At 71.1% G+C, this 23,694-nt stretch carries 27 protein-coding genes; 3 read left to right on the top strand and 24 right to left on the bottom strand.

Annotation, left to right across the window (positions count from 1 at the left end):
• Positions 1 to 4: 4 nt before the first annotated feature.
• From GBA63_RS22500 to GBA63_RS22445, 12 genes are all read right to left on the bottom strand, one after another.
• Complete coding sequence (locus GBA63_RS22500) at positions 5 to 664, bottom strand: MIP family channel protein (protein ID WP_228282716.1); 660 nt, start codon at positions 662 to 664, stop codon at positions 5 to 7.
• A 25-nt stretch (positions 665 to 689) separates the two neighbouring features.
• Positions 690 to 1,262, bottom strand: coding sequence for an arsenate reductase ArsC (locus GBA63_RS22495; RefSeq protein WP_166180695.1), 573 nt, complete (start codon positions 1,260 to 1,262; stop codon positions 690 to 692).
• A 4-nt stretch (positions 1,263 to 1,266) separates the two neighbouring features.
• Positions 1,267 to 1,710: an arsenate reductase ArsC gene (locus GBA63_RS22490; RefSeq protein ID WP_228282714.1), complete on the bottom strand. Its 444-nt coding sequence runs from the start codon at positions 1,708 to 1,710 to the stop codon at positions 1,267 to 1,269.
• A complete protein-coding gene (locus GBA63_RS22485) occupies positions 1,710 to 2,504 on the bottom strand; it encodes a metallophosphoesterase family protein (protein ID WP_166180693.1) in 795 nt (264 codons plus the stop codon). The genes GBA63_RS22490 and GBA63_RS22485 overlap by 1 nt, the downstream gene beginning before the upstream one ends.
• A gap of 78 nt (positions 2,505 to 2,582) precedes the next feature.
• Positions 2,583 to 3,023 carry an ArsR/SmtB family transcription factor gene (locus GBA63_RS22480; protein WP_166180691.1) on the bottom strand — a complete coding sequence of 147 codons (441 nt, stop codon included), beginning with the start codon at positions 3,021 to 3,023 and terminating at the stop codon, positions 2,583 to 2,585.
• Positions 3,024 to 3,026: 3 nt separating this feature from the next.
• Positions 3,027 to 3,893, bottom strand: coding sequence for an arsenite methyltransferase (gene arsM / locus GBA63_RS22475; RefSeq protein WP_207957274.1), 867 nt, complete (start codon positions 3,891 to 3,893; stop codon positions 3,027 to 3,029).
• A gap of 120 nt (positions 3,894 to 4,013) precedes the next feature.
• Entirely contained in the window at positions 4,014 to 5,135 is a 1,122-nt protein-coding gene (locus GBA63_RS22470) for a permease (protein ID WP_166180689.1), read from the bottom strand.
• A gap of 54 nt (positions 5,136 to 5,189) precedes the next feature.
• A complete protein-coding gene (locus GBA63_RS22465) occupies positions 5,190 to 5,669 on the bottom strand; it encodes a hypothetical protein (protein WP_166180687.1) in 480 nt (159 codons plus the stop codon).
• Between the two features lie 95 nt (positions 5,670 to 5,764).
• On the bottom strand, positions 5,765 to 6,076 hold the full coding sequence (locus tag GBA63_RS22460; RefSeq protein ID WP_166180685.1) for an ArsR/SmtB family transcription factor: 312 nt from the start codon (positions 6,074 to 6,076) through the stop codon (positions 5,765 to 5,767).
• Positions 6,077 to 6,230: 154 nt separating this feature from the next.
• A complete protein-coding gene (locus GBA63_RS22455) occupies positions 6,231 to 6,785 on the bottom strand; it encodes a hypothetical protein (protein ID WP_207957273.1) in 555 nt (184 codons plus the stop codon).
• 49 nt (positions 6,786 to 6,834) lie between these two features.
• Positions 6,835 to 9,075 (bottom strand): PEP/pyruvate-binding domain-containing protein, encoded by a 2,241-nt coding sequence (locus GBA63_RS22450; RefSeq protein ID WP_166180683.1) that lies wholly within the window; start codon positions 9,073 to 9,075, stop codon positions 6,835 to 6,837.
• A 96-nt stretch (positions 9,076 to 9,171) separates the two neighbouring features.
• Positions 9,172 to 9,834, bottom strand: a complete 663-nt coding sequence (locus GBA63_RS22445; protein ID WP_166180681.1) for a TetR/AcrR family transcriptional regulator — start codon at positions 9,832 to 9,834, stop codon at positions 9,172 to 9,174.
• Positions 9,835 to 10,051: 217 nt separating this feature from the next.
• Between GBA63_RS22445 and GBA63_RS22440 the strand changes: the two genes are divergently transcribed.
• From GBA63_RS22440 to GBA63_RS22430, 3 genes are read left to right on the top strand one after another with little or no spacing between them, the layout of a single operon-like run.
• Positions 10,052 to 10,372 carry a nucleotidyltransferase family protein gene (locus GBA63_RS22440; RefSeq protein ID WP_166180679.1) on the top strand — a complete coding sequence of 107 codons (321 nt, stop codon included), beginning with the start codon at positions 10,052 to 10,054 and terminating at the stop codon, positions 10,370 to 10,372.
• On the top strand, positions 10,362 to 10,715 hold the full coding sequence (locus tag GBA63_RS22435; RefSeq protein ID WP_166180677.1) for a HepT-like ribonuclease domain-containing protein: 354 nt from the start codon (positions 10,362 to 10,364) through the stop codon (positions 10,713 to 10,715). Before GBA63_RS22440 ends, GBA63_RS22435 begins: the two co-directional genes overlap by 11 nt.
• Positions 10,712 to 11,359: a recombinase family protein gene (locus GBA63_RS22430; RefSeq protein ID WP_166180675.1), complete on the top strand. Its 648-nt coding sequence runs from the start codon at positions 10,712 to 10,714 to the stop codon at positions 11,357 to 11,359. Before GBA63_RS22435 ends, GBA63_RS22430 begins: the two co-directional genes overlap by 4 nt.
• A gap of 780 nt (positions 11,360 to 12,139) precedes the next feature.
• Here GBA63_RS22430 and GBA63_RS22425 read toward each other — a convergent pair.
• From GBA63_RS22425 to GBA63_RS22365, 12 genes are all read right to left on the bottom strand, one after another.
• The gene (locus tag GBA63_RS22425; protein WP_228282712.1) at positions 12,140 to 12,838 is read right to left on the bottom strand and encodes a DUF4396 domain-containing protein; all 699 of its coding nucleotides are present in this window, start codon (positions 12,836 to 12,838) and stop codon (positions 12,140 to 12,142) included.
• Positions 12,839 to 13,299: 461 nt separating this feature from the next.
• Entirely contained in the window at positions 13,300 to 13,779 is a 480-nt protein-coding gene (locus GBA63_RS22420; RefSeq protein ID WP_166180673.1) for a rhodanese-like domain-containing protein, read from the bottom strand.
• Between the two features lie 102 nt (positions 13,780 to 13,881).
• Entirely contained in the window at positions 13,882 to 15,273 is a 1,392-nt protein-coding gene (locus tag GBA63_RS22415; RefSeq protein ID WP_166180921.1) for an NADH-quinone oxidoreductase subunit N, read from the bottom strand.
• A 77-nt stretch (positions 15,274 to 15,350) separates the two neighbouring features.
• Positions 15,351 to 16,826 (bottom strand): complex I subunit 4 family protein, encoded by a 1,476-nt coding sequence (locus tag GBA63_RS22410; protein ID WP_166180671.1) that lies wholly within the window; start codon positions 16,824 to 16,826, stop codon positions 15,351 to 15,353.
• A gap of 14 nt (positions 16,827 to 16,840) precedes the next feature.
• Positions 16,841 to 18,763 (bottom strand): NADH-quinone oxidoreductase subunit 5 family protein, encoded by a 1,923-nt coding sequence (locus GBA63_RS22405; RefSeq protein WP_166180669.1) that lies wholly within the window; start codon positions 18,761 to 18,763, stop codon positions 16,841 to 16,843.
• Positions 18,760 to 19,068 (bottom strand): NADH-quinone oxidoreductase subunit NuoK, encoded by a 309-nt coding sequence (gene nuoK, locus GBA63_RS22400; protein ID WP_166180667.1) that lies wholly within the window; start codon positions 19,066 to 19,068, stop codon positions 18,760 to 18,762. Before nuoK ends, GBA63_RS22405 begins: the two co-directional genes overlap by 4 nt.
• Positions 19,065 to 19,574, bottom strand: a complete 510-nt coding sequence (locus tag GBA63_RS22395) for an NADH-quinone oxidoreductase subunit J family protein (RefSeq protein WP_323127054.1) — start codon at positions 19,572 to 19,574, stop codon at positions 19,065 to 19,067. The genes nuoK and GBA63_RS22395 overlap by 4 nt, the downstream gene beginning before the upstream one ends.
• Positions 19,574 to 20,470, bottom strand: a complete 897-nt coding sequence (locus GBA63_RS22390) for a complex I subunit 1/NuoH family protein (RefSeq protein ID WP_166180663.1) — start codon at positions 20,468 to 20,470, stop codon at positions 19,574 to 19,576. Before GBA63_RS22390 ends, GBA63_RS22395 begins: the two co-directional genes overlap by 1 nt.
• Positions 20,467 to 22,629, bottom strand: a complete 2,163-nt coding sequence (locus tag GBA63_RS23855) for a heavy metal-binding domain-containing protein (RefSeq protein WP_228282710.1) — start codon at positions 22,627 to 22,629, stop codon at positions 20,467 to 20,469. Before GBA63_RS23855 ends, GBA63_RS22390 begins: the two co-directional genes overlap by 4 nt.
• Positions 22,626 to 22,988, bottom strand: coding sequence for an NADH-quinone oxidoreductase subunit A (locus GBA63_RS22375; protein WP_166180917.1), 363 nt, complete (start codon positions 22,986 to 22,988; stop codon positions 22,626 to 22,628). The genes GBA63_RS23855 and GBA63_RS22375 overlap by 4 nt, the downstream gene beginning before the upstream one ends.
• 73 nt (positions 22,989 to 23,061) lie before the next feature.
• The gene (locus GBA63_RS22370; RefSeq protein WP_166180661.1) at positions 23,062 to 23,271 is read right to left on the bottom strand and encodes a heavy-metal-associated domain-containing protein; all 210 of its coding nucleotides are present in this window, start codon (positions 23,269 to 23,271) and stop codon (positions 23,062 to 23,064) included.
• Between the two features lie 37 nt (positions 23,272 to 23,308).
• Positions 23,309 to 23,608 carry a metal-sensitive transcriptional regulator gene (locus GBA63_RS22365; protein WP_228282708.1) on the bottom strand — a complete coding sequence of 100 codons (300 nt, stop codon included), beginning with the start codon at positions 23,606 to 23,608 and terminating at the stop codon, positions 23,309 to 23,311.
• Between the last annotated feature and the right edge of the window lie 86 nt (positions 23,609 to 23,694).

Genomic DNA, 23,694 nt, shown 5'->3' with positions numbered 1-23,694 from the left:
GGGGTCAGCCCGCTTTCGGCGGCTCCGCGGCCCGCACGGAGCGGTAGAGCAGGGCGCCGAGGGCGGCGCCCGCGACCGGGCCCGCCCAGTAGGCCCAGTGGGCGGTCCACGTCCCGGAGAGGAGCGCGGGTCCGAAGGAGCGGGCCGGGTTCATCGAGGCTCCGGCGACCGGTCCGGCGAAGGTGGCCGCGAGGGCCACGTAGCCGCCTATGGCTATCGCGGCGGCCTGCCCCACGGCGCGCACGTCCGTGGCGACGGCCGACACGACGAACATCAGGAACAGCGTCAGGACGACCTCCAGGCCGAGGGCCTGCCAGGGCGAACCGGAGGGGACGGTGGCGCCGAGGTCCGCGACGTCGCCGAACAGGACCAGGTGCGTCGCGCTGGCCGCGCAGGCCCCCGCGAGCTGCGCGACGACGTATCCCGGCACCAGCGCCCAGGGGAAGTGGCGCGTCAGGGCGAAGGCCACGGTGACGGCCGGGTTTATGTGGGCGCCCGAGAGGTGGCCCACGGCGTAGATCGCGGCCATGACCGCCAGCCCGAAAGAAAGCCCGATGCCGAGCGAGCCCACGCCCCCGCCCGAGACCCCGTTCACGACGACCGCGCCGGGTCCGGCGAAGACGAGCAGGAAGGTGCCGAGGAACTCCGCGGCCAGGCGCCTCAATCCGTCGACCGCGGCGTCCGGGCCCTCAGGCGCGGCGGAAGGGATCGTGTTCGGGGCCGCCGGCGGGCGTCGTCTCCCGTCCGGTCTCGAGCGCCTCGGCCTCCAGGCGCTCCCGCCGTTCCCTCTCGCGTTCTTCGCGCAGTATCTCGAGCTCGCGCTCGGGCTGCTCCAGCCACCCCCTCATCCTGAGCTCTATCTGGTCCCTAACGGCGCGGAACCTCTCCAGCGTCGAGTCGTAGGGGAGGTCCTCGTCGCGGCGGGGGTCCTCGAAGATCCAGGAGAAGGTCGTGCCCACCCCGGGGAACGTCTTGGGGCACCGCTCCTCGGCGCGGGCGCACACGATGATGAGGTAGTTGAAGGCCTGCCTACCCATGTACTCCTTGAGGCCCTTGGGGGATTGACCGGAGATGTCGATGCCGACCTCCCTCATGGCCTCCATGGCGCAGGGGTGTATCTCGTCGGTTGGGTCGAGGCCGGCGCTGTACGCCTCGAATCGGTCCCCGGCGAGGTGCCTCAAGAACCCCTCGGCCATCTGGCTCCTCGCCGAGTTCTGCGTGCACAGGAACAGCACCTTCTGCTTCCTCACGGCTTCCGTCATCGGCTCATCCTCCTTCGCCGTTTGCCAGCTCCCCCTCTATGCGATCCCTCAGCCGGTCCCTCACCGACCGGAAGACCCCCAGGCGCTCTTCTTCGGTGCCCCCGACGGCCGATGGGTCCGGCAGCGACCAGTGCAGCCGCTCCTTCGCCCCCGGAAAGAACGGGCAAGCCTCGTTGGCCTCGTCGCAGACGGTCACCACGTAATCGAACGTCTCCTTCAGGTAGCGGTCGAGCGTCTTCGATTCCTGGCCCGAGATGTCGATGCCGAGCTCGGCCATGACCGACACCGCCTCCGGCCTGACGCGCGTCGCTTCGGTGCCGGCGCTCGCCGCCTCGAAGCGGGCCCCGGCGAGGCCCCGCAGCAAACCCTCGGCCATCTGGGACCTCGCGGAGTTGTGGGTGCAGAGGAACAGCACCCGCCCCCTGCCCGAGGTCTCGGCCTCGACCACTACGGGACCTCGACCGGCTTCGGCGTACCTGGCGGGGTTACCCCGCCGGCTTCTAGCTGGCCGGCGAACTCGTCGGGCAGGTCGCTCGCCAGGACGCCTTCCGCGGCCCGCTCCAGGTCGTACTCGACCCGCACGAACTCGGGCGGCCCGATCTCCTCGCCGACCTCGCCCCCGACGTCCACCAGCACGTAACCCGCCCTCCAGTCCCCGTCCTTCGGCTTGCCCACCGATCCGGTGTTGACGAAGCGGACGCCCCCCACCTCCCGGGTCCAGGGCTTGTGGGTGTGGCCGAAGGCGATCAGGTCGCCCTCCTTCAGGCCCGCCGCCTTCGCCATCTTCTCGCAGAAGGAGTCGGGGCGGTCCTCCGTCCAGTAGAGCGTATTTAGGGTCGGAGAGCCGTGGACGAGCGTGACCTGGGGCCTCGAGGTGTGCCCGCCCCGCGGCCTCATGTCCATCCTGAACGGAAGCTCCCCGAGGAAGCGCTTGGCCTCTGGCGAGACGTGCTCGCGGGTCCAGCCGTAGCTGATATGGGAGAGTTCCTCGGCGCGGGGGCTGTCGGCCTTGCAGCCGCAGTGCTTGTAGTCGTTGGCGACCGTCGAGTCGTAGTTGCCGGCGATCCCGCATATGCCGCGCTCCCGGATCAGGCCGACCACCTCGTTGGGCCAGGGCGCGTAGCCGACGAGGTCGCCGAGGTGGTAGGTCGCGTCCACGGCACCCCGCGCGTCTATGTCTTCCAGTACGGCCTCCAGGGCGGGCAGGTTCGAGTGGACGTCGGAGATCAGGGCGTATTTCACGGGCTCCTCCGGTGCGGCCGACGGTTACGCATCAACTTTATTTTATAGATAACCGGGAACCCCTGAGTTACAGGGCGGTTAAACTTCCGTCTCCGGGACTCCGGTACCGGCGCCCAGGTGCCCGGAGGCCTCGGCGAGCAGCGCGCCGGCGGCCTCCCGGTCGAGGGAGTAGAAGCTCCACCTGCCGCGCCTCTCCTCCAGGATCAGGCCGGCCTCCTTGAGCTTCCTGACGTGGTAGGAGACCTTGGACTGGCCCATCGAGAAGACGTCCTGGAACTCGCAGACGCAGATGCCCGAGGGCCCGTCGGTCTCCCACGTCGGGACGCCGAGGTCCGGCAGCCCGCAGCAGCCGCGCCCCGAGGAGGCGGCCTCGGCCATCATGCCGAGCATCTTCACCCGTATGGGGTCCGAGAGCGCCCGCCCCAGGGCCACGAGCCGCGCCACCCGGTCCTCGTCGGCGGCTACGCTTGGGCCGCGCCTACCGTTCTTCTCCACGACCCCAAAGGTCCGCCCCGCCATCGGCTAGATCCCCTCGAGCTTGGTGGCCCTCACGAAGGCGCTGGCTGCCGGGACCCTCCGCAGGGCCTCGCGCTTCTCCTCCGTGTCCAGGCCGTCTACGGCCTCCGGGTCGTAGGTGCTCGTGACCTCAACGGAGACGTCCCCGAAGCCCGCCTCCGAGAGCAACCCCTCGTACTCGTCCTTGGCAAGCGCCCCGGCAACGCAGCCCGTCCACAGCCCCACCGTCTCCAGCACGTCGGCGGGTAGCTCCGCCTTGTCGCCGAGGAAGACCACGTCGGAGACGGCGAAGCGTCCCCCGGGCTTTAAGACCCTGAAGGCTTCCCGGATCACGGCCGGCTTGTCGTCGGAGAGGTTTATGACGCAGTTGCTTATCACCACGTCCACGTGTCCGTCCGGCAGCGGCACGTCCTCTATGTGGCCCTTCAAGAACTCGGCGTTCTCGACCCCGGACTTCTCCCTGTTCTCGTTCGCCAGCTCGAGCATTTCGTCGGTCATGTCCAGCCCGTAGGCCCTGCCGCCCGGGGACACCCTCTTGGCCGACAGCAGCACGTCTATGCCGCCGCCGCTGCCGAGGTCGAGAACGACCTCCCCCGGAGAGAGCGTCGCAAGCGCCGTGGGATTGCCGCACCCCAGCGACGCCCCGACCGCCCCCTCGGGCAGCCCGCTCCTTTCATCCTCGGAGTAGCTCCCGCCCGACAGGTCGGAGACCCGTACCGCCGTATCCGCCTCCGAGGCTACTCCCGAGTCGCCGCCGCACCCGCACGAAGACCCGCAGCAGGACGCCTCCGCGTCCCCCTGCGAGGCCACGGCCAACTCGGCGTACTTCTCCTTGACCTTCTCCCTCATTCCGTGGGGTGTGCCCTCGGCCATGGTAGGCGCCTCCTTCGCATCAAGATTGTTTGATTTACGGTACACCGAGGGGCCGGGCGTGTCAACGGCGCGCCGGTTCGCCCCGCGCGGGACGCCCCAGACGCGACGGGAGTGCGACGCTCAGAGGAGGAGGTCCGTGATTAGGCCCATGAGCACCGCCCCGCCCAGTCCCACGCCGACGTAGAGGGCGAACACGCGCGGCCTGACGATGCCCCACACGGCGGCCATCGCCGGGATGGTGGTGACCGGGCCGGCCACGAGGAAGGCGATGGCCGCGCCCGGGCTCATGCCGCTGTCCAGGAGGCCGGCGACGATCGGCAGCGCCCCGAACTCGTTGAGGTAGAGGGGCAGGCCCACGAGGGCCGCGATCGGCACGGCGAAGGCGCTCTCGCCCCCAAGGACCCCGGCTATGGTCTGCTGGGGGACGTAGAAGAGGATGAGCGCCTCGATGGCGAAGGCCAGGAGCAGCCACCGGCCCAGGGGCCAGCTCTGCGCGAGCACCTCCTTCGCGAAGCGGGGGCGGTCGAGCCCGCGGAGGCTCCCGACGATCTGCCCCCACCATCCCGACGATTTCCCGACGTTCGGGTCGTCCCCGCAGCCGCGGGTCCCGCACGCCTCCTCACCCGGCTCCGCCCCCCACGCGCGGTGTTCGTCGGTTGCCGCTTCCGCGCCGCCGGCGGGCTTCCTAGCCACGCTCACGAGGACCGCCTCGCGGGGGGCGGGCGACTCGCAGCACCCCCCGCTGTCGGTCGCGTCGTCCTCCTCGTACTTCTCGGCCGCGCCCCGGCGCAGCACCTTGCCGCGCAAGATCCCGCCGCGGGCGAGCGCGAGGGTCAGGTAGCCCGCCCCGAGGCTGAGAAAGAGCGTGGCGAGGAGGCGCGCGACGGCCAGGGGCCACCCGATCATGCCGACCGAGAGCGCGAAGACCTCCGGGTCCATCGTGGGCGACGCGACCCAGAAGGCCATCACCGGCGCCAGCGGCACGCCCGCCACGAGCAGCCCGGCCACGAGCGGCACCACCGTGCACGAGCAGAACGGACTAAATGCCCCGACCGCGGTGGCGAGCACTATGGCGACGCCCACCCTGGCGTCGAAGGCCCTCCGGATCGCGCCGTCGAGCTTGAGCGCCCGGACCAGCACCCCGAGCGAGACGCTGAGCAGGAACACCGGCAGGATCTTGAGCGCGGAGGAGCCCACGAACCCGCCGATCCTCGCCGCCTCGTGTACCGAATCTGCGATCAAGCCTTCCATCTCTCCTCCCCGTACGATCCCTCGTTGGTCCGCGCCGCGAACCGGCTAGCAGCCGCAAGCCGCGGCGTGCGCCTTCGCGTACCTCTTCACCACCGCGTCCACCGCGGCGGCGCCGTGGACGCGGGCGACCGACACGCGGTGGTTGCCGTCCACGACGAAGTAGTCTCCCCCCAACTCGTAGAGCTCCACGGGCGGGAGGGTCCTCCCCTCGTGGAACGCCCGGTCCACGCTCACCCACCTCTTGGCCAGCGCCGAGGAGAGCGGCAGGAAGTCGCGGTCGAAGTCCCGGCACCGGCCGACGGTGCCCCTGATCCTCGCCACCTCGACGGTTTCGACACGCTCGCGTCCACGAGGCAGCGCTCCCGACCCCTCCCTCGCCGCCTCGAAGCACGCCGGCGACGCGCAGCACAACGCGACACCCCGCAACCGCGCCGCGAGCCGCCCGAGCAGCCGTCGGGTGGATGCTGTGCGCCTCGCGCGGGCGAAGTCCTTCATGCTCTTCTCCTGCAGTTCCGCCGAGTACATCTCCGAAGCCTTCCTCGTCCTTAGATTTAGACTATATAACTAGTTTATTAGTTATTAGCGGGCAAAAAATACTCCCGGGTCCTCCTCGGTCCCGATCAGGCGACGGCGTCGCTTCGGCCGCTTTCCTCGACGCAGCACTCGTCGGAGAGGAAGGCCACGAGGTCGTCCATGGCGCGGTAGTCGGCGCGGCAGACGAGGCTGGTGCCGACCTTCTCCGAGGAGACCAGCCCGGCGCCGATCAGGCGGTGCAGGTGGTGGGACAGCGTGGATCGGGGGATGCCGGTCCTCTGCTGGATGCGGCCTATGGTCATCCCGTCCGCGCCCGCCCGCACGAGCATCCGGTAGATCCCGAGCCTCACGGGCGCCCCAAGGGCGTCCATCGCGTTGGCGGCTTTGTCGGTGTCCATGGGACCAGTATACCCGCGTGCCCGGTTATTGCAACTATATTTCTAGTTATTTAGCTACAACGCTTGTTCGGCGCCGCGCGGCGGCGCTGCCCAGGCGCGCTTTCGCGATGAGCTTGTGGTCGGGCGAGGGCGTGCCTTGCCCCCGATGGCGGCTTCATTGGCGTCCGTCCCGCCGGGGAGGAGGGGCGGATCGGGCGGTCGGGCCGGCGGGCGAAGATCGCGCGCCGCGAGAACCCGAGGGGACGCGGCGCGCGCGTCCGCCGCGATGCCGGGTCAGCGCGCGCAAGATGAGCGGGACGCCGACGGCGCTCGGAAGTATCCAGAAGCTCTCGGGCGGCAGGAGCCGCCACAGCGGAAGGCGCGGGCCGTTGTCCACGTAGAACGCCGTGAGCAATGCCACGTAGGACCCTCCCATCGCCACGATGTGGACCGGGGTCGAGAGCCGACCGCGCCGGCGTCGCGCAGCGAGGCCCAAGGCGGCCAGCGCGAAACCCGTCGCGCCGACGAAGAAGAGGTGTGCGTCTCGCTCCCAATGGGCGAGCGACATGATGGTCGCGGTGGCGAAGACGACGGCGTAGGCGGCGAGGTAGACGCGCCCGGCGGCGCTGTGGAGGCCCCGGCGCTTCTGTGCAAGCGCGGAGGCGGACCCCGCGACCACGCACGCGAGGCCGGCGAGCACGTGGACGGCGACCAGCGCCTCGAAGGGCATGCCTACGACGCCCTCCACACCGGGCGGGCGGCCGGGAGTGGGACCTTCTTCACGGCGACACGACGGTCCCCGCCCCGCCGTCCACCATCACGAGCATCCCGTCGCGCAACCTTCGGGTGGCCTCTCCGGTGCCCACGACCGCCGGGATACCGTACTCGCGCGCGACGAGGGAGGCGTGGGCGGCGAGGGTGCCGCCGTCGGTGACCACGGCCGCTGCCCGCCCGAAGAGCGGGGTCCACGCCGGCGCGGTGATGCGGGCGACGAGCACCTCCCCTTCCTCGAAACGGTCGAAGTCGGCGGGGCCCTCCACCACCCGAACCCGCCCTGCGGCCCGTCCGGGGCTCGCGGGCTCGCCCGCGAGGATCGCGTCCGGAGGGACCGGTCCGGTGCGCGCGGCCTGGGCCAGGCCGTCCACCAGCGTCCTCATGGCCTTAGGCTGCTCGCCCAGGGCGAGAGGGGCCGCCAGGCGGCGCTGCCGTTCCCACCTGTGCCTGCGCACAGCGACCTCCTCGCGGAGGTCTTCCCGGCCGTCGAGCTCGGCTCGGACGAGGAAGAAGGCGTCCTCGGCGGAGTCGATGACGCCCCTCGAGACGAGGTCCTCGCCGATCCAAAGGGCACAGCGACGCAGGACGGGCCAGCCCAGGGTGAAGTCGCGCGCCTGTCGCTCGCGCAGGACCGCGTAGCGTTGGGCCACCTCCAGCAGCGCGGCGAACCTGCGCAGCAGCCTGGGGCGGCCAGCCAACGCCTCCCTGCAAGCCCGCTCCAGCGCCTCCCGCTCCCTCGCGATCCCCTCCCGCCGGCCGGTGCCGCCAGAATCGTCCCCACCGGCAAAGCCGAGCTCGCCGAGGGTCGGACGGTACCAGTCGGCGCTCTGGACGGCGTGGGGCGGCGTCCCCGCCTCCGTCCCCGGCAGCCCGCGCACCAGCGCCTGCGGGCTGCCCGCCACGCGGCCGGAAAGATACCGCCGGAAGAAGCGCGCCAGGCGCCCCTCCATCTTCCACGCAGACCCACCGGCTATCGCCAAGGACCATAGGTAGCCGCCGGCCGCGGCGCCGACCTCTTCCACGATCCCGGTGAGCTGCTCGGGGGTGGCGCTCCCCGCCCGGCCTCCGGCGTCCTCGACGAGGTGCCGGTAGCGCGGGAGAACCTCGGTGCGCCATTCCTCCGCGAGCCTGCCGAGGACCGCGCGGTCCGCGCCCACGGGGTCGAAGTTGACCCTGACGAGGGCGTTGAACATGACCGGCAGCACGAGTCCGCGGCTTTGGAGCACGGCTCGGGCCAGGAGGCGCGAAGACGGCTCGGGCAGGGCGGCGTAGTACCAGCCGTTTATCGCGGCGTGCGGGAATGGAAGGATAGCGCCCACCGTGGCGCGCATGCCGCCCAGGTAGCCGCCCTCTATCAGCCCGAGCAGCCAGTCGGCGAAGAGCGGGGTCATCGCCTCCGGGAGCCACTCCCCGAGCCTGAAGTTGCGCATCCAGTACCCCGGCACGGGCGGCTTCCAGCTCGCCGCCTCCGGAAGCGCCGTCATGGGGCGCGCCTGGAGGAGGTAGAGATCGTCTCCGGAGATCGCCCACTCTATGTCCTGCGGAGAACCGAAATGTTCCTCCACGCGCCGCGCGAGCCCCGCGACCCTGGTCGCTTGCTCGGCGGAGATGGCGTCCTCTGAGGACCGGCGGCGGACCGCTTCCCCGTCGCGGACCGCCCACTCGTCGCCCGCCGCCTCGCCAGAGACGAGCCCCTCGCCCAGGCCCCGCACGGCCGTGACCACGACCTCGGCGCGCTCGCCGGTCACGGGGTCCGCCGTGAAGGCCACGCCGGCGGAGTCGGCATCGACCATGACCTGAACGAGGACCGCCATGCGCGGGCGCCCGACCCCGGCCGAAGCCCCGCCGCGGACCTCCCTGTAGGCGGCCACCCTCGGGGCGTCGGCCGACCCGAAGACCTTCCTCACCGCCTCGGGGAGCTCATCCAGGGGGACGCTAAGGAGCGTCTCGTACTGGCCGGCGAAGGAGGCGCCTTCCAGGTCCTCGGCCGTGCCGGAGGAACGGACCGCGAAACGCCCCGCGCCCAGCCCGGCCGCGAGGTCGGTCAACCGCAAACGGGCTTCCTCCCAACGCTCCTCCGCGTCCGGCGTCACGACGAGCCCGGGCGGCACCGGAAAGCCCGCGGCGGAGAGCCGCGCCAGGTTGGCCGCCTTCGCCCCGATTTTCGAGGGGTCCGGGGTCGCCCCGGCCAGAGCGACCACCCGCGGCCCCCGGACGCCGCGCTTCCGATCGTCGTTCGCGTTCATGCAAGTCTCCTGAGTGAGTGGGCGCTCAACAAAACGGCCAAAAAGGGAACGGGCGTGGGGGCAGGTTCGCGGACGGGGTCCGTCTTTTGGGGGCGCTCATGCGCGCGCCCCGTCGAGCCAGACGGAGACCAGCTCCCGGGCGTGGGCCTCGCCCTGCTCGCGCCACTGGGGCTCGGGCAGGTGCCGGCGGGTGAGGAAGAAGACCATCAGCGACGAGACGAACATCGTCGCCGCGGTCTCGAGCGGCAGATCCTCCCTGAGCTCGCCGGCCTCCACGCGGGCGGCGAGGTAGCCGGTGAGCAGTTCCGTGCCCTCCCGGATGAGGCCCTGCCACGCCTCCCACACCTCGGGGTTCGTCTGGGCCGTCGTAAACAGGACGACCACTATCTCCTCGTCCCGCCGCAGCGTCGCGAGCCAACCCGAAGCTACCGCGCCCAGCACCTCTGCGGCGGGTCGATCCGAAGCCTCCTCCAGCAGGGGGCGCAGCACGCTTCTGAAGGCCCTTCCGCCCTCGAGCCTGGCCTCGAGGACGGCGGCGAGCAAGCCGGCCTTGGTCGGGAAGTAGTGGAAGACCAGGCCTTCGGCGATACCTACCTCCCTGGCTATCTGCTTGGTGGAGGTGGCGTCGAAGCCCTGCGCGGCGAACAGCCCGAGCGCCGTCTTCAAGATCTCCTCGCGCCGCGCCGCCGCCTGCCGCTGGCGCGACGTGAGCGGCCGGGTCACCCCGGGCACATCGGTCCCTCGCTCGGCTTCGCTCACCCGACGGCCACCCTTCCGATGAATTCGTTGAGTGCGTACTCGTTGAGTTATCGCTCAGTGTAATCCCGCCCCGGGGCACTGTCAACGGCCGGACCCTCGGGCGTCCCCGTCAAAAAAGGGGCGCCGAGAGGGGACCCCGAATCCCGCTCTTTAATGGGATTTCGTTTCCCGGCAGGATCGGTGTCAGAAAACGTCCGTTTTGTGCTAGGGTGGGAGCATGATCGCGGTCGTCGAAGACAAGAGGGCGGAGGTCGCCGACCTTTGCAGGCGCCACGGCGTACGGCGGCTGGACCTGTTCGGCTCCGCGGCGGAGGCCGAGGGCGGAGGGTTCGACCCGGAAGAAAGCGACCTGGACTTCGTGGTCTCCTTCGAGAGGCGCGACCCCCCGGACCTGTTCCGCAGGTACTTCGGCCTCGAGGAGGACCTGGAGGCGCTCTTCGGGCGCGGGGTGGACCTGGTGATGGAGGGAGCCCTCCGAAAGAGCCGCCGCTTCGCGGCCAACGTCGAGGGGAGCCGGGTGCCGCTGTATGGGCCCTGAGGAGCGGGTCCTGGGGGCCCTGGAAGACGTCCAGGACTGCGCCGCCTTCGTGATCTCGGCGGCCGAAGGCAGGACCCTCTCGGACTACCGGGGCGACCGGCTCTTTCGGCAGGCCATCGAGCGGAACCTGGAGATCATAGGGGAAGCGATCGGGCGCGTGGCCGGGCTCGACCCCGCCACCGCCTCCCGCATAAGCGAGCACCGCCAGATCGTCGCGTTCCGTAACCGCCTGATACACGGCTACGACCTTCTCGACGACGAGCTGGTGTGGGATACGGTCAACACGGAGGTGCCCGTCCTACTCCTGGAGGTCGAAGGGCTGCTCCGGGAGAAGGGGGCGTGAGCCCCAAGCCGGTCAGGGTGGCGATCTACCTGAGGGTCTCCAAGGACGACGGCTCCCAGGAGACCGACAACCAGCTCCTCCAACTCCGGGGGTTCTGCGAGGGCTGGGAGGGCCGCGAGCTGGTCGCCGAGTACGTCGATAGGGAGTCGGGCACGAGGGGCCGGCGCGAGCGCAAGGACTTCGACAGGATGTTCGCCGACGCCGCCCGTAACCGGTTCGACGTGCTGCTGTTCTGGGCGCTGGACCGCTTCAGCCGCGAGGGGATAAGGAAGACCATAGCCTACCTGGAGCGCCTGGACGCCTGCGGGGTGGCCTTCAAGTCCTACACGGAGCCCTTCCTCGACACCGACAACGAGCTGATCGCGCACATCGTCCTCGGTGTGACCAGCTACTACGCCCAGCAGGAGGCCATAAGGATCTCCGACAGGACGAAGGCGGGGCTGGAGCGCGCGAGAAAGAACGGGAAGGTGCTCGGGAGGCCGGACGGGTTCGAGCGGTGGGCGCCGGTCCTAGCGGGAATGAAAGAGCGGGAGTTCTCTCAGGGCCGGATGAGCAGGGAGACCGGGCTCTCCTACAACACGGTCAAGAAGTACCTCAGGCGGCTCGAAGCTCCGGAGCGAACCCCGCATCGCGTAGATTGCTAAGAAAAAAGAAGGTCCGCCGTTTCGGTTCGATTACTATCCGTACCCCAAAAAGGGCTGCCGGCGGCCCGCTCGACGGCCCAATGTTACAAGGGCGAATAAGTATTTGTGGCTTACGGGCCGGCGAATTCGCTGCTCCGTTCGACCCCAAGAACCCCGACCGCGTGATGGTCGGCGGGCACGAGGGCGCGGCCATAAGCGAAGACGGCGGGAAGACGTGGGAGCAGGTGCCCGACCTCGAGGGTGCGGACCCGATGGGTTGGGCCATCGACCCGACCGACCCGAAGAAGATGTACGCCGGCGGCCACCCCGGTTTCTACCGCTCCGAGGACGGCGGCGAGAGCTGGCGGCCGGCGGACGAAGGGCTGCCCGGGGGCGTCTCTACCGTGGCGGTGGCCCCCGATGGCAAGCGGGTCGTCTACGGGGCGTGCTCGACGGAGCGGAGGCGCTCGTGTACCGCAGCGATGACGGCGGCGAGAGCTGGGAGGCCCGAAACGGCTGAGGGCGGGCGGTCGGCGGCCGCTTCGGGCGCCCCGTCCGTCCCGCCCCGGCTGTCCCTCTCTCGGCGAAGAGGCGGGGGCTGCCAATGGGGTAGCGCTTGCCGTCCACTTCGCCCTCGTCCCCCTGCCCGCGACCGACCGGAAGCCCGAGATACCGGGGCGATCGGTAAGGCAGACCCGAGGCTCCACGATGCACCCGGTGGACGGCGGTTATCGCAAGGCTCGAAGGCGGCCTATGACGACGGCGGTGCCGGCTACTGCCGGGGGCCCCGGCTCCGCGCGCTCAGACGGTTGCCTTGACGCCCCGCCGGACGAGCCACAGCACCGCCGGGTAGCCGGTTAAGAACCCCAGAATCAGACCTATCTGCATGAGGAACAAAAAGGTCACGTCGGTTAAAGGGGGCATGAAGAGCAGGAAGTGCATGACGAGCATCCAGCCGCCCATGCCCACGTCGAAGGCCAGCACCGTCACAAGGGCTATCAGCAGGGCCACCCCGATTCCTTTGCTCGCGGTCAGCCCGCGCGCCGGCACGGTAGAGAAGAGGTACTCGAAGAAGAACAGGAGGACGGTGGCGATAACGGCGATCAGCAGGATCATCATCCAGAGGGGCTCGCCGGCGATGCTCAGGCCAGAGAAGACGACCAGCGGCACGCCTATGACGTGGCCTATGGCCGATGCGGCGCCGCCGGGGGTCCCGCCGGTGGCGGCCGCCGCGGGGAGGCTCTTCTCGGGGGCGGAGCCGTGCTCTTTTTGCCACCTCTCGCTGCGCGGGCGGCCCAAGCGGTAGTAGAGCAGGAGGCCGAGCGGCCCGAGGTAGAGGGCGGTTATAGGCCACACCACCTCCATGACGCGCACGCGCTGCCGGTAGCCGCGCCCGTAGACGTCGTAGAGGATTAGGGCCGCGCACAGGAGCGCCAGGCCCACGAAAAACCAGGAGACCGCCGTCAACCACCAGGGGATCATGGTCCCCATCTCGTCCATATTCACGCTACGAACACTCCCTCTCGAGGTTTGCTTCTGTATGAACCGCACCATTTCTCTGTACGGTCCAGCACGAGAGGATAGACCAGCGGTGTGAAGAAGCCGTGAAGAACGGGTGAACGATACGTGAACCGGTGGCGCGGCTCTTCCCTATCAGAACCGCCGGTGCTCGCCCACCGGTGCCCGCCGCGTTTTCCCGGCCGCGGGGCCCGTAGGCGACGGGCCTCCGCGGCCGGGAGGAAGCGATCCGGCCGTCGGGGGGGGTCGGGATGTTGTTGTCGACCCTCGCCAGCCGCAACCGCGCCTTGTTGCTTGGCCCCTGCCCGGCTTGCCGCACCCTGGTCGTCCGTGCCCCCGCGATGGAGGCCACGGGGCGGTCGTCGGAGCCTGGCCTCGGGCCGATTCCGTTACGCCCCTCTCGGCTTCGGGGAAGGGGGACGTGTCCCGGGAACGGCGCCTTCTCAACGCCCTTCGAGCCGGTAGCCGGCGTCCTGCCAGGCCTCCATGCCGCCCCCAAGATCCCAGACGTTGGTGTACCCGAGCCCCACCAGCGTCTCGGCGGCGGCGGCGCTCATCGGGCCGCCGAGGCAGTAGAGCGCGATCTTGGCGTCCTTATCCTCCGGAAGCTCGTCCAGGCTCTGCCCTACCTCGTCGTACGGGATCGACAGGTCGGTGCGGGGCAGCTTCCCCTGGAACGGCACGTGGGTGTTGACGACCGCGACGCCCTCTTCCCGGGTCAGGGGCTCGAACTCGGACGCCGTCACGCGGGTGTAGGAACCGCCCGAGACCGAGATCTGCCTCCCCGCGCTCTCGGGACCGGCGGGGAACTTCTTGGCGTCCTCCGGACCGCCGGGCCCCCGCGCCTCGCCTCCCCCGCAGCCCACGGGCGCGAACGCGAGGGCGCCGGCGAGCAGCACGAGCAGTAGCGGCAGCCTTCTCATCGTCTCCTGTCGTCGTCCAGGGTGCGGCCCCATCCGGCCCCGCACGAGGGCTCCCCGTTCATCCTTTTGTCCGTATTCTATAGGCTCCGCTGCCCTTGGCCCTCACGAGATTCGACCCAGAAGCAACTGCGCCGCAAGCCCCAGGCCGACGGTTGCCCCCAAGGCCACCGCCCAGACCGCCGCGACCGACCGCGCCGGTCCCCGCGAGGGTCTCCCCGCGGACCGCGCCCCCTTGGGCGGCCCGTACATGGGGACGACGATCCTGAGGTAGACCCCGAGGGAGAGGACGCTGTTGAGGATCGCCACCACGGCGAGCCACGCGAAGTCGGCGTTCATGGCGGCCCCGAAGAGCAAGAACTTGCCCACGAACCCACCGAGCGGGGGCACGCCGACGAGCGAGATGAGGAAGACCACCATCGCCGCACCGGCCGCCGGCGCGGCCCGGCCGAGGCCCGCGAAGTCCCTGAGGTCCCGCCCCGCGCGGGCGACGACGGCGAACGCCCCGAGGTTCATGGCGGCGTAGGCGGCGGCGAAGACGGCGAGCGAGGGTACCGCGAGCTCGCTTTCGCCCACCGCGACGATGCCGAGCAGGAAGTAGCCGGACTGCGCGATGGATGAGTAGGCGAGCAGCCTGACCACGTTCTCCTGCACGAGCGCCGCGAGGTTCCCGTAGGTCATCGAGACCACGGCCAGGGCGGCGATGACCAGGGGCCAGCCGAAAGCTCCGCCGGTGGGCAGGTCGCGCGCGACCTGCGCGAGCGCGAAGATCGCGCCGACCTTCGGCACGACGGAAAGGAACGCCGCCACCGAGACGGGCGCGCCGTCGTAGGCGTCGGGCGCCCAGAAGTGGAACGGCGCCACCGCGGCCTTGTAGCCGAGGCCGACGAGCAGGGCCACCAGGCCGGCCGCCGCCGGGAGGGCGTTGCCCTCGAGCCGGCCCAGCTCCGAGATCAAGGTCGAGCCCGTCGCCCCGTACCAGTAGGTGAGGCCGAAGATCATGACCGCGCCCGTGACCGACCCGAAGACCAGGTACTTCATCGCCGCCTCGGTGGCCCGGTCGTCCCTGGGGTAGGCGACGAGGGCGAAGGAGCCCAAACTGGAGAGCAGCACGCCGAGGACGAGGAACATCGCGTCCCCCGCCCCGGCGAGCGCGAGCGCGCCTATGGCCGTGAAGGAGAGCAGGGCGTAGACCGTGCCCTCGCGGTCGGTGCCCTTTATCTCCGGGTACGCGAGAACCGCGCAGAGAGCCGTGGCCGGCAGGAGGGTTAGCTTTGCCCAGATGCTCAAGGGGTCCACGCGGAAGGTGTCCATGAACGCCGTGGTCTCCGTGCCCAGCAGCGGGACGGTGAGGCCGGTGGCCACGAGGAGCCCGATCACGGTGAAGGGCAGTGGCACCTTCGGCAGGCGCAGCATCTCGAAGACGAGGGCGCCGACGGCGGTGAGGAGCACGGCGATCTCCGGCGCCAGGAGCGCGAGGTCGCGGCCCGTCCGCATCTCCTCCGCGCCACCGCCGCCCCCCATCCCCTGCATCCCGTCTCCCATGCCCTGCAGCAGGGCGAGACCTAGGGAGATCACGGCAGCAACGCCCTCGTGGTCGCGTGCACGACTTCGAGGACCACGAAGGGCGCGACCCCTATCAGCACGGTCAGGAAGAGGAGGGGGGCGGCCGCCAACCACTCCCTGGCCCCGAGGTCCTTCATCCCGCCCCAGGCCTCCGACGGCTCGCCGAGGAAGGAGAGTTGGATGGCCCGCAGGTACAGGCCCGCGGTGATCGCTATGCCGAGGATGACGACCACGGCCGCGGGGTAGACGTAGAAGGTGCCGAGGAAGATCTGGAACTCCGCCGGGAAGTGCGCGAGGCCCGGCAGCCCGAGCGAGGCGAAGGCCGCCAGGACGAACGCCCACCCCAGGCCCGGCACCACCCGCAGAAGCCCGCCGAACCGGCCCACCTCGCGGGTGTGCGCCCGCTCCTGGAGCATCCCGACCAGCAGGAACAGGGCGCCGGTCACGAACCCGTGGCTGACCATCTGCAGCACCGCCCCGTCCAGGGCCAGCGCCCGCACCCCCGGGTCCGTCGACGCCGCGGCGACGGCCACGCCGAGCGCGACGTAGCCCATGTGGTTCACGCTCGTGTAGGCCACGAGGCGCTTGAGGTCGGTCTGCGCCAGGGCGACGAACGCCCCGTAGAGCGCCGAGAAGACGGCGAGGGCCGCCACGTAGGGGGCGGCGGCGCGGAAGGCGTCCGGGGTCATCTGGAGGGCGAAGCGCACCAGGCCGTAGGTGCCGAGTTTTAGGAGGACTCCGGCCAGGATCACGCTGCCCGCCGTGGGCGCCTCGGTGTGCGCGAGCGGCAGCCAGGTGTGCACCGGGAAGACGGGCATCTTGACGGAGAAGGTGACGAGCATCGCGACGAGAGCGAGCATCGCCGCAAGACCCGACAGCGGCGGGGAGTCTATGTAGGCGCGCATGTCGAAGGTGCGCGGGTCCGACCCCAGGTAGAGCGCCAGGATCGCGAGCAGGAGCGGCAGGCTCCCCAGCAGCGTGTACAGGAAGAACGTGAGCGCCGCCCTCTGGCGCTCTTCGTAGCCCCAGCCGGCGATGACGAAGTACATCCCGACGAGTGTGACCTCGAAGAAGACGTAGAACAGGATCGCGTCGAGCGCCACGAAGGTGCCGATGGAGGCGGTCTCCAGCAAGAGAAAGAGCGCCACGTAGGAGCGCGCCCGCTCCGCGACGCGCACCGAGAAGACTAGGGAGACGAAGAAGAGGATCGCGGTCATCAGGACGAGCGGCAGGCTTATGCCGTCCACGCCGACGCGGTAGGCGGCGCCGATGGAGGGGATCCACCCGACCTCCTCGACCTGCGAGAAACCCCCGCCCCCCGAAGGGACCCCCCGCCCCCACATCCACGCCGCCCCGATCAGGGCGAGCCCCGACGCGGCTATCCCTACCGCGTGCGCGACCCTGGGGGTGGCGCCGCGCAGGGCGACGAGGAGCGCGGCGCCCCCGAGCGGGAGAAAGACGGTTAGCGAGACTACGGGAAACATGCGATCTTGCTCCTCTACAAACCGATTACCAGCACCACGAAGGCCAGGGCGCCGCCGGCGGCGGCGAGCAGCAGCTCCCTGTGGACGAGGCCGCTCTGCAGCCCGCGGGCGTGGGCGCCGAGGTTGCGGGTGCCCCGCACCAGCGCCCCTATGAGGCCGTCTATGCCCCGCTCGTCCGCGAGCTTCGTCCAATAGGCGACGGCCAGCCCGCCGCGTCCCACGGCGCGCACGGCCGCGTGGACGACGCCGTCGAGGCGGGAGCAGGCGCGAGCGAGCGCGAGCGCCGGCCGGGCCACGAGCCCGTCGAAGCCGCCGGCGACCCTGAAGCCGCTCCGCGCTGGCGCGAAGAGCGGACCGAGCATTCGCCCCGCCGGGAGGAGCCATCCGGCCAGGAGCCCGGCCACCGCCGCCGCGAGGCCGGCCAACGAGCCCAATCCGAGAAGCGCGGAGACGCCGAACCCCGGGAGGTCGGCCCCGAGCAGGCCGCCGAGCGGTCCGATGGCGACGCCCAAGGTGGCCGCGAGCGCCGCAAGGGCCGCCAGCCCCGCGCCCATCCACGCCGCCCCCGCGACCGGCCCGCCCTCCGGCCCGCCCTCTGGCGCCCCTCCCGTCTCGCCCCTCCACAGGAGCCGCAAGGCCCGCGCGACGTAGGCCCCGGTGAGCAGCGTGCCGGCCAGGGCGAGCGGGGCGAAGAGGGGGGCGTGGGGGGATTCGAACGAGGCCGCCACGATAGCTTCTTTCGAGAAGAACCCGGCGAGCGGCGGGATCCCCGCTAGCGCGAGCCCCGCGACCGCGAACCCGAGGAAGACCCGTCGGTGCTCGCGCCCGACGCCCTGGAGGCCGGAGAACCCCGTCGTTCCCCGCGCGTGCTGGAAGACGCCGGCGCCGAGGAAGAGCGAGCTCTTCATCGCCGCGTGGGTGACCAGGTGGGCGGCGGCCGCGGCCGGGGCGCCCGCCCCCACGGCCAGGAGCATCAGGCCGTACTGGCTCGAGGTGGAGGAGGCGAGCAGGCGCTTGAGGTCGCCCACGGGCTCCCCGTGGGGCTCACCTTCTGGCTCCCTCTGGGGCTCCCCGTGGGGCTCCCCGTGGGGCTCCCCCTGGGCGACGGCGATGACGCCGGTGACGACCGCCGTGACGCCGCCCAGGAGCCCCGCGACCAGGAGCGCCTCCTGGGGCAGCAACGGGTAGGCCCGGATCAGCAGGATCGCCCCCGCGGCGACGAGGGTGGCCGAGTGCAGCAGCGCCGAGACCGGCGTGGGTCCCGCCATCGCGTCCTGGAGCCAGCCCTGCAGAGGCGTCTGGGCGGACTTGCCGGCCGCGGCGACGAGCAGGAGGAGGCCCGCGAGGAGGGCCGCCGGCCCCCCTACGCGCAGGGTCTCGGAGATCTCGCTGGTGCCGGAGGCGGCGATGAGGACGAAGATCCCCGCGTAGAGCGCGAGGTCGGCCGAGCGGGTGTAAAGGAAGGCGCGCGTGGCCCCCGAGGCGGCGGCCGGCCGTTCGAGGTGGAACCCGATCAGGAGGTAGCTGCTGAGGCCGATGAGCTCCCACGCCGCCAGCAAGAGCACCCAGTCCCCCGCCAGGACGAGCGCCTGCATGGCAGCGACGAAGAAGGACATCCCGGCGAAGAACCGTATCTTGTCGGCCTCCCCTTCCGTGTAGCCGACCGCGTACACCACCACCAGGAGGCCCACCACCGCGACGACCCCCGAGAGTACCGCGGTCAGGGGCTCCGCCACCAGCCGCAGGGGAAGACCCGGCAGCCCCGGCAGCGTCGCCGAGAGCTGGGCCCCGCCCGCCGCGCGGACGAGCGCGACGGAGGCGCCGACGAGCCCCGCGGCGCAGCCGAGCAGGGCGAGGGTCGCAGCACCGCGCCGGACGGCGAGGATCGCCGTGGCGCCGAAGAGCGGGCCGAGGATCGCGAGGGCCACGAAGGTCATCCCTTGAGCTCCTGCGCCTCTTCCATCTCGACCGATCCCCTGGCGCGGAAGCGGCCGGTGGCGACGCCGAAGCCGACGGCCATCTCCAGCGCCATGACCGTCATCACGATCAGGACGAACATCTGCCCGGCGTAGACCTCGGGGTGGAGAAAGCGCCAGAAGGCGACGAGGTTGACCATCGCGGCACCCAGCATAAGCTCGACGCCCATCATGATCATCACCAGGTTCGTCTGCGAGAGGGCGCCGTAGAGCCCGATCCCGAAGAGGACGGCCCCGACGACGAGCGCGACGGCGAGCGTCGTCATTGGCCCCTCCCCTCCCGTCCGGCGACCGCGATGGCGGTGGCCGCGACCATGGCGGTGAGGATCGTGACGCCCGCGGTCTCGAAGATGAGCATGGAGCGCTCCATGATCTCGAGCCCCAGCAGGCGCGTCTGTTCGACCGGGGCCGCCGCCTCGTCCGCCCGCCCCCAGTCGGCCAGGAGCGCGACTCCGACCGCCGCCACGGTGCCCAGCACGCCCGCCACCAGCGAGGCGCCTCTCTGGTGGGTCATGTCCATCTCCCCAAGGCCCCCCGGGTCCATCATGTACATGACCATGAAGATCGCCATGATCGCCATCTCGGTGGCCATCATCATGATCTGCAATACCCCGAGGAACTCGGCCTCCATCGCCAGGAACATCCCCCCTATGGCCGCCATCGAGAACAGGAGCGCGAGCGCCGAGCGCACCATCGAGGAGGTGCGGAAGACCACCACGCCGAACCAGATCGCCGCGAGCCCGAAGAACCCGGTGAAGAGCGCCTGGGCCATCACCCGACCACCAGCAGGAGGACGCCGACGTAGAAGATGTTGAAGAGGGCGAGCGGGATGCCGATCTTCCAGCACCACGCCAGCAGGTGCTCTTCTCGCAACCGCGGGACGAACCGCCCGGCGAGGAGCATCGCCGCCGCCACCAACAAGGTCTTGATCGCGTTCCACGCCCACGGCGGCAGCACCGGCCCGAGCCAGCCGCCCAGGTAGAAGACCGTGACCGAGGCCGCGACGGTGAAGACCAGCGCGGCCCTCGCCAGCCGCATCACGGCCAGGCGCCACCCCGTGTACTCGGCCATCACCCCGCCGGCGAGCTCGCCGGGGGCCGTGGGCAGGTCGAAGGGCGGCAGGAAGCAGACGGCCATCGCCGCCACGAGGAACGCGGCCAGGCCGAAGGGTTGGTAGACGGCGTTCGGCAGGGCGGCCTGCGACTCGACGACCGCGGTGGTCACGAGCGACTCCGCGCGCATGGCGACCGCCGTTATGGGCATGACGATGAGCATCGAGTAGGCGACGAGCTGGCCCAGAAAGCGGAAGCCCCCCACCATCGCGTAGGCCCCGTCGGGTCCCCAGCCGGCCATGAGCAGCGCGACCATCACGAAGGCGAGCGCCGCGTTGACGAACAGCGCTCCCGTGGCGAGGTCGGCCGCGATCAGACCCGGGGAGAGAGGCAGAACGGCGAAGGCGAGCACCGCCGAGACCAGCAAGAGCGGCGGCGCGACCTCGAAAAAGATGCGGTCGGGTTTGCGCGGCAAGAGCGACTCGCGCCCGAGCAGCGCCACCGCCGAGAGGATCGGCCCCGCCGGACGGAGCCTGCCCGTGGAGACCCAGCCCTCGAGCACGGCGACGAGGTAGGCACCGGCGAGGAGCACAAGGACCATCAGCAGGGTCGTCATCGCACCGCCCCCGGGGGTACCCACGGGGGTGGCCCCCAGGGTGAGAGGTCGAGCGAGGCGACGCCGACGAGGGCGTCGGCCAGCTCCTCGCCCTCCGCGACCGGCTTGGCCAGCTCAATGTGCGCCGACGACGGGGTGTCAAGCTCGAAGCGGCTCACGGCCCCTTCTTCCAGCCACACCCTGAGCGTCGCCGCCCCGCGCGGGGTCTCGACCGTCGCCGAACCCGTACCGTCCGGATAGGCGCCGCCGGGTCGGAAGGGCAAAAGCGAGACCGCGTTCGCCCGCCGAACGAGGTCCAGGCTGCGCCTCGTCTCCTCGACGCGCAGCAGCAGCCGGGAGAGGGCGTCGTCCCCGTCCCGCAGGGCCGGCTCGAATCCCAGCAGGTCGGGGTAGACGGCCTCCTGCGCGCGCAGGTCGGTCGTCCGGCCGCCGGCCCGCGCGACCGGCCCGAAGGCCGTGGCGTCCGTGGCGCAAGCCGTGGGCAGCGGCCCGACGCCCCGCAGCTTGCGCCGGAGGAGCGGCGTCCTCTCGACGCCCCGCGCCAGCTTGCCCACCTCGTCGCGCAAGCGCGCGACCTCCGCGGCGTCCTGCGCGCGAAGGAGGGCGAGCTGCAGGCGGGCTGCGCGGGCCTCGAGGCGCGCGTGGCCGAGCAGGTGGGCGAAGCCCATGAGCCAGTTCAGGTGGCTAGCGGCGCGCTCGCGCTCCAGGGCGCCCGCCCGCCCGAGCGCCGTCTCTTCGTCGATGGGGATTCCGGCCGCCTCCTCGACCGCCCGCAGGGCGAGCACCCGGTACGCGACCGGGGAGAGCGGGTCGAGCCCCGAGAGGCGGTCGGCGAAGCCCCCCACCGGCTCGGCCGGCCCCTCGAAGGGCCGCCCTTCCACGCCGGCAGCCGAAGCCTCCGCCACCGCGTCGCCGTCGAGGGTGAGGGAGAGCCTCAAGCCCCCGGGCAGCCCCGGAAACAGCGGGCCGAACGGCACCTCTATCCGCTCCATGGGCAGGCCGTCGCTGCCGCGCGGCAGGTCCCTGGTCATCTCGACCATGGACATGAACCCCGTGCCGTCGCCATGGTCCATGTGCCCGTCCTGCTCGGCTTCTCCGTGGTGCTCGTGACCCCCGGAACCTTCGCCGTGGTCCGCGTCGCCGTGGGCTTCGTCCCCATCGCCGCCTCGTGAGCCGTGCCGCGCCTCCGCGAGGCCGTGGGCGAGGCCGTGGGCGGGGCCGTGGGCGGGGCCGTGCGCTGCCCCATCCGCCGCCGCGGCGTCCTCCCGCGGCACCAGGTCCATCCCGCAGACGCGGCACGAGCCGGGCCCGCCGCCCACCACCTCGGGGTGCATCGGGCACCCGTAGCCCGTCGCGTCCTCCTCGTCGGCCTCCAGTTCCTCCTCGCCGCGGCCCGGGTGACCCTCGGGGTCGTGGTCCGTGGCGTCGCGGCCGGCACCGTCGCGGCCGCCTTGCCCGGAGCGCTCCTGGCTCGCCTGGTCGTGTACCCCGTGGTCGTTGTCCATGCCCGCGTGCCCGGCGTGATCGTGCCCGGGGTTGTCTGTTTGACCGTGGCCCCGACCCTGGTCCTGACCCTGGTCCTGACCCTGGTCCCCACCGCGGTCCATCCCTCCGGCGGACTCCCGCGGCACGAGGTCCATGCCGCACCTGGGGCAGGAGCCGGGCTCCTCGCTCACCACTTCCGGGTGCATCGGGCAGACGTACTCGGTTTGCGTCCGCAGTGCTTCGACGTCGAATTCGGCCACCTCCGGGGCGAAGGCGCCCCCCGCGAACGACCGCCGCAACTCCGCCACTCCCCGCGTCAAGGACTCCTGCCCTGGCGGCACGGAGACGTCGGGTCCGGGCAGCGGCGATACGTCCCCAGGCCCCACGGCCAGCACGGCCCGCGGCCGCGGCATCTGGGCGTAGGCGACCGCCGCGGCGTCCTTGAGCGCCTCGGGCAGCCCTCCCACGAGCACCAGCACGCTCGCGTGGCGCGGCGTGTCCGCGAGACGCAGACCGGCCGCCTCGAGGTCGATCCCCCGGGCGCGGGCGACCTCGGCGCCAGGCACGACGAACGCGTGCAGCTCCCGCGCGAGCGCCCGCGCGACCAGGCGGCGAAAGAGGGAGGCCTCGCCTTCGCGCGCGCCGCGGAGCGGGGCGTTCGCCGGGGCGCTCACTGCCGCCTCAGCGCCCCCTGGCTCCAGCCGTAGAGGAGCCCCAAAAAAAGGATCGCCAGGAAGACCCCCATGTCCAGGAGGGCGACGAGACCCAGCTCCTTGTAGACGACAGCCCACGGGTACATGTAGGCCATCTCCATGTCGAAGGCCAAGAACAGCAGGGCGTACCCGTAGTAGCGGACGTGGTAGCGGACCCACACCGGCTCGGAGGAGAGCTCGCCGGCCGTCGCCGGCACGTCCTTGGCCTCCTCCTCGCGGGTGCGGCCGATCGCCCTCGCTATGGCGCCCAGGCTCAGGGCCAGGCCGACCGTCCCGACCGCCAGGCCCAGGAGCAACGCGTACTGCGCGAGGGCGCTCACCGGGGCGGCGCCCCCCACCTGCGACCGTCCGCCCCGCGCGGGTTCGGCGTGAGGCCCGGCGTCAGGCCTCGCGTCACGCCGCCACCGCGTAGCCGGCCTCTTCGACGGCGCCCTTCAGGTCGTCGTCCGTCACCTTCCCTTCGTCGAAGCGCACCTCCACCGTACCCGCCCCGGGGTCGGCGTTCGAGTACTCGACGCCGGGAAGCTTCCCGAGCTCCTCCTCCACGGCCGCCTTGCAGTGGGCGCAGCTCATGCCCTCTAGGTTCAGCGTCTTCTCGGTCATGGTCTTTCTCCTCTCCGTGATCTTCGCGGTTGTTTTCCTAAACCCTCAAGAACCGCTCGACGGCGGCGGTCAGCTCCTCGACCTTCTCGTCGGCCTTCTGCCTGTTCCCGCTCTCTATCGACTCGCGGACGCAGTGCTCGACGTGGTCCCTCAAGACGAGCGTGCCCACCTTCTCCAAGGCGCTGACGACGCTCGCCACCTGGGTGAGGACGTCCACGCAGTACGCCTCCTCGTCCACCATCCGCTGCAGCCCGCGCACCTGACCCTCGATGCGCCGCAGGCGGTGCCTCAGTTTCTCCTTGTCCTTGGCCTCTATGTAGCCGTGCGAGGCCCCCACCGGGCCACCTACCGGGCCACCTACCGGGCCACCTACCGGGCTACCGGCCGTCCCGGTGGCCGGCTCGTTTGTCCCTGCCGGATCCA

Origin of the sequence: Rubrobacter tropicus (genome assembly GCF_011492945.1) — a bacterium.
GTDB lineage: Bacteria > Actinomycetota > Rubrobacteria > Rubrobacterales > Rubrobacteraceae > Rubrobacter_D > Rubrobacter_D tropicus.
Note: the sequence above shows the minus strand (reverse complement) of the source record. Positions and strands in the feature narration are given on the sequence as shown.

Excerpts from the sequence above, each read along its gene's own strand:
- GBA63_RS22455 (WP_207957273.1), bottom strand. The coding sequence starts at position 6,785 with ATGCCCTTCGAGGCGCTGGTCGCCGTCCACGTGCTCGCCGGCCTCGCG.
- arsM (WP_207957274.1), bottom strand. The coding sequence starts at position 3,893 with ATGGCCGAGGGCACACCCCACGGAATGAGGGAGAAGGTCAAGGAGAAG.
- GBA63_RS22480 (WP_166180691.1), bottom strand. The coding sequence starts at position 3,023 with ATGGCGGGGCGGACCTTTGGGGTCGTGGAGAAGAACGGTAGGCGCGGC.
- GBA63_RS22370 (WP_166180661.1), bottom strand. The coding sequence starts at position 23,271 with ATGACCGAGAAGACGCTGAACCTAGAGGGCATGAGCTGCGCCCACTGC.
- GBA63_RS22405 (WP_166180669.1), bottom strand. The coding sequence starts at position 18,763 with ATGACCTTCGTGGCCCTCGCGATCCTCGGCCCGCTCTTCGGCGCCACG.
- GBA63_RS22440 (WP_166180679.1), top strand. The coding sequence starts at position 10,052 with ATGATCGCGGTCGTCGAAGACAAGAGGGCGGAGGTCGCCGACCTTTGC.
- GBA63_RS22425 (WP_228282712.1), bottom strand. The coding sequence starts at position 12,838 with ATGGACGAGATGGGGACCATGATCCCCTGGTGGTTGACGGCGGTCTCC.
- GBA63_RS22465 (WP_166180687.1), bottom strand. The coding sequence starts at position 5,669 with ATGTACTCGGCGGAACTGCAGGAGAAGAGCATGAAGGACTTCGCCCGC.
- nuoK (WP_166180667.1), bottom strand. The coding sequence starts at position 19,068 with ATGACGACGCTCGCCGTCGCGCTCGTCGTCGGGGCCGTCCTCTTCGGG.
- GBA63_RS22460 (WP_166180685.1), bottom strand. The coding sequence starts at position 6,076 with ATGGACACCGACAAAGCCGCCAACGCGATGGACGCCCTTGGGGCGCCC.
- GBA63_RS22450 (WP_166180683.1), bottom strand. The coding sequence starts at position 9,075 with ATGAACGCGAACGACGATCGGAAGCGCGGCGTCCGGGGGCCGCGGGTG.
- GBA63_RS22395 (WP_323127054.1), bottom strand. The coding sequence starts at position 19,574 with ATGGCCCAGGCGCTCTTCACCGGGTTCTTCGGGCTCGCGGCGATCTGG.
- GBA63_RS22495 (WP_166180695.1), bottom strand. The coding sequence starts at position 1,262 with ATGACGGAAGCCGTGAGGAAGCAGAAGGTGCTGTTCCTGTGCACGCAG.
- GBA63_RS22415 (WP_166180921.1), bottom strand. The coding sequence starts at position 15,273 with ATGCGGACGGGCCGCGACCTCGCGCTCCTGGCGCCGGAGATCGCCGTG.
- GBA63_RS22435 (WP_166180677.1), top strand. The coding sequence starts at position 10,362 with ATGGGCCCTGAGGAGCGGGTCCTGGGGGCCCTGGAAGACGTCCAGGAC.
- GBA63_RS22390 (WP_166180663.1), bottom strand. The coding sequence starts at position 20,470 with ATGACGACCCTGCTGATGGTCCTTGTGCTCCTCGCCGGTGCCTACCTC.
- GBA63_RS22410 (WP_166180671.1), bottom strand. The coding sequence starts at position 16,826 with ATGTTTCCCGTAGTCTCGCTAACCGTCTTTCTCCCGCTCGGGGGCGCC.
- GBA63_RS22420 (WP_166180673.1), bottom strand. The coding sequence starts at position 13,779 with ATGAGAAGGCTGCCGCTACTGCTCGTGCTGCTCGCCGGCGCCCTCGCG.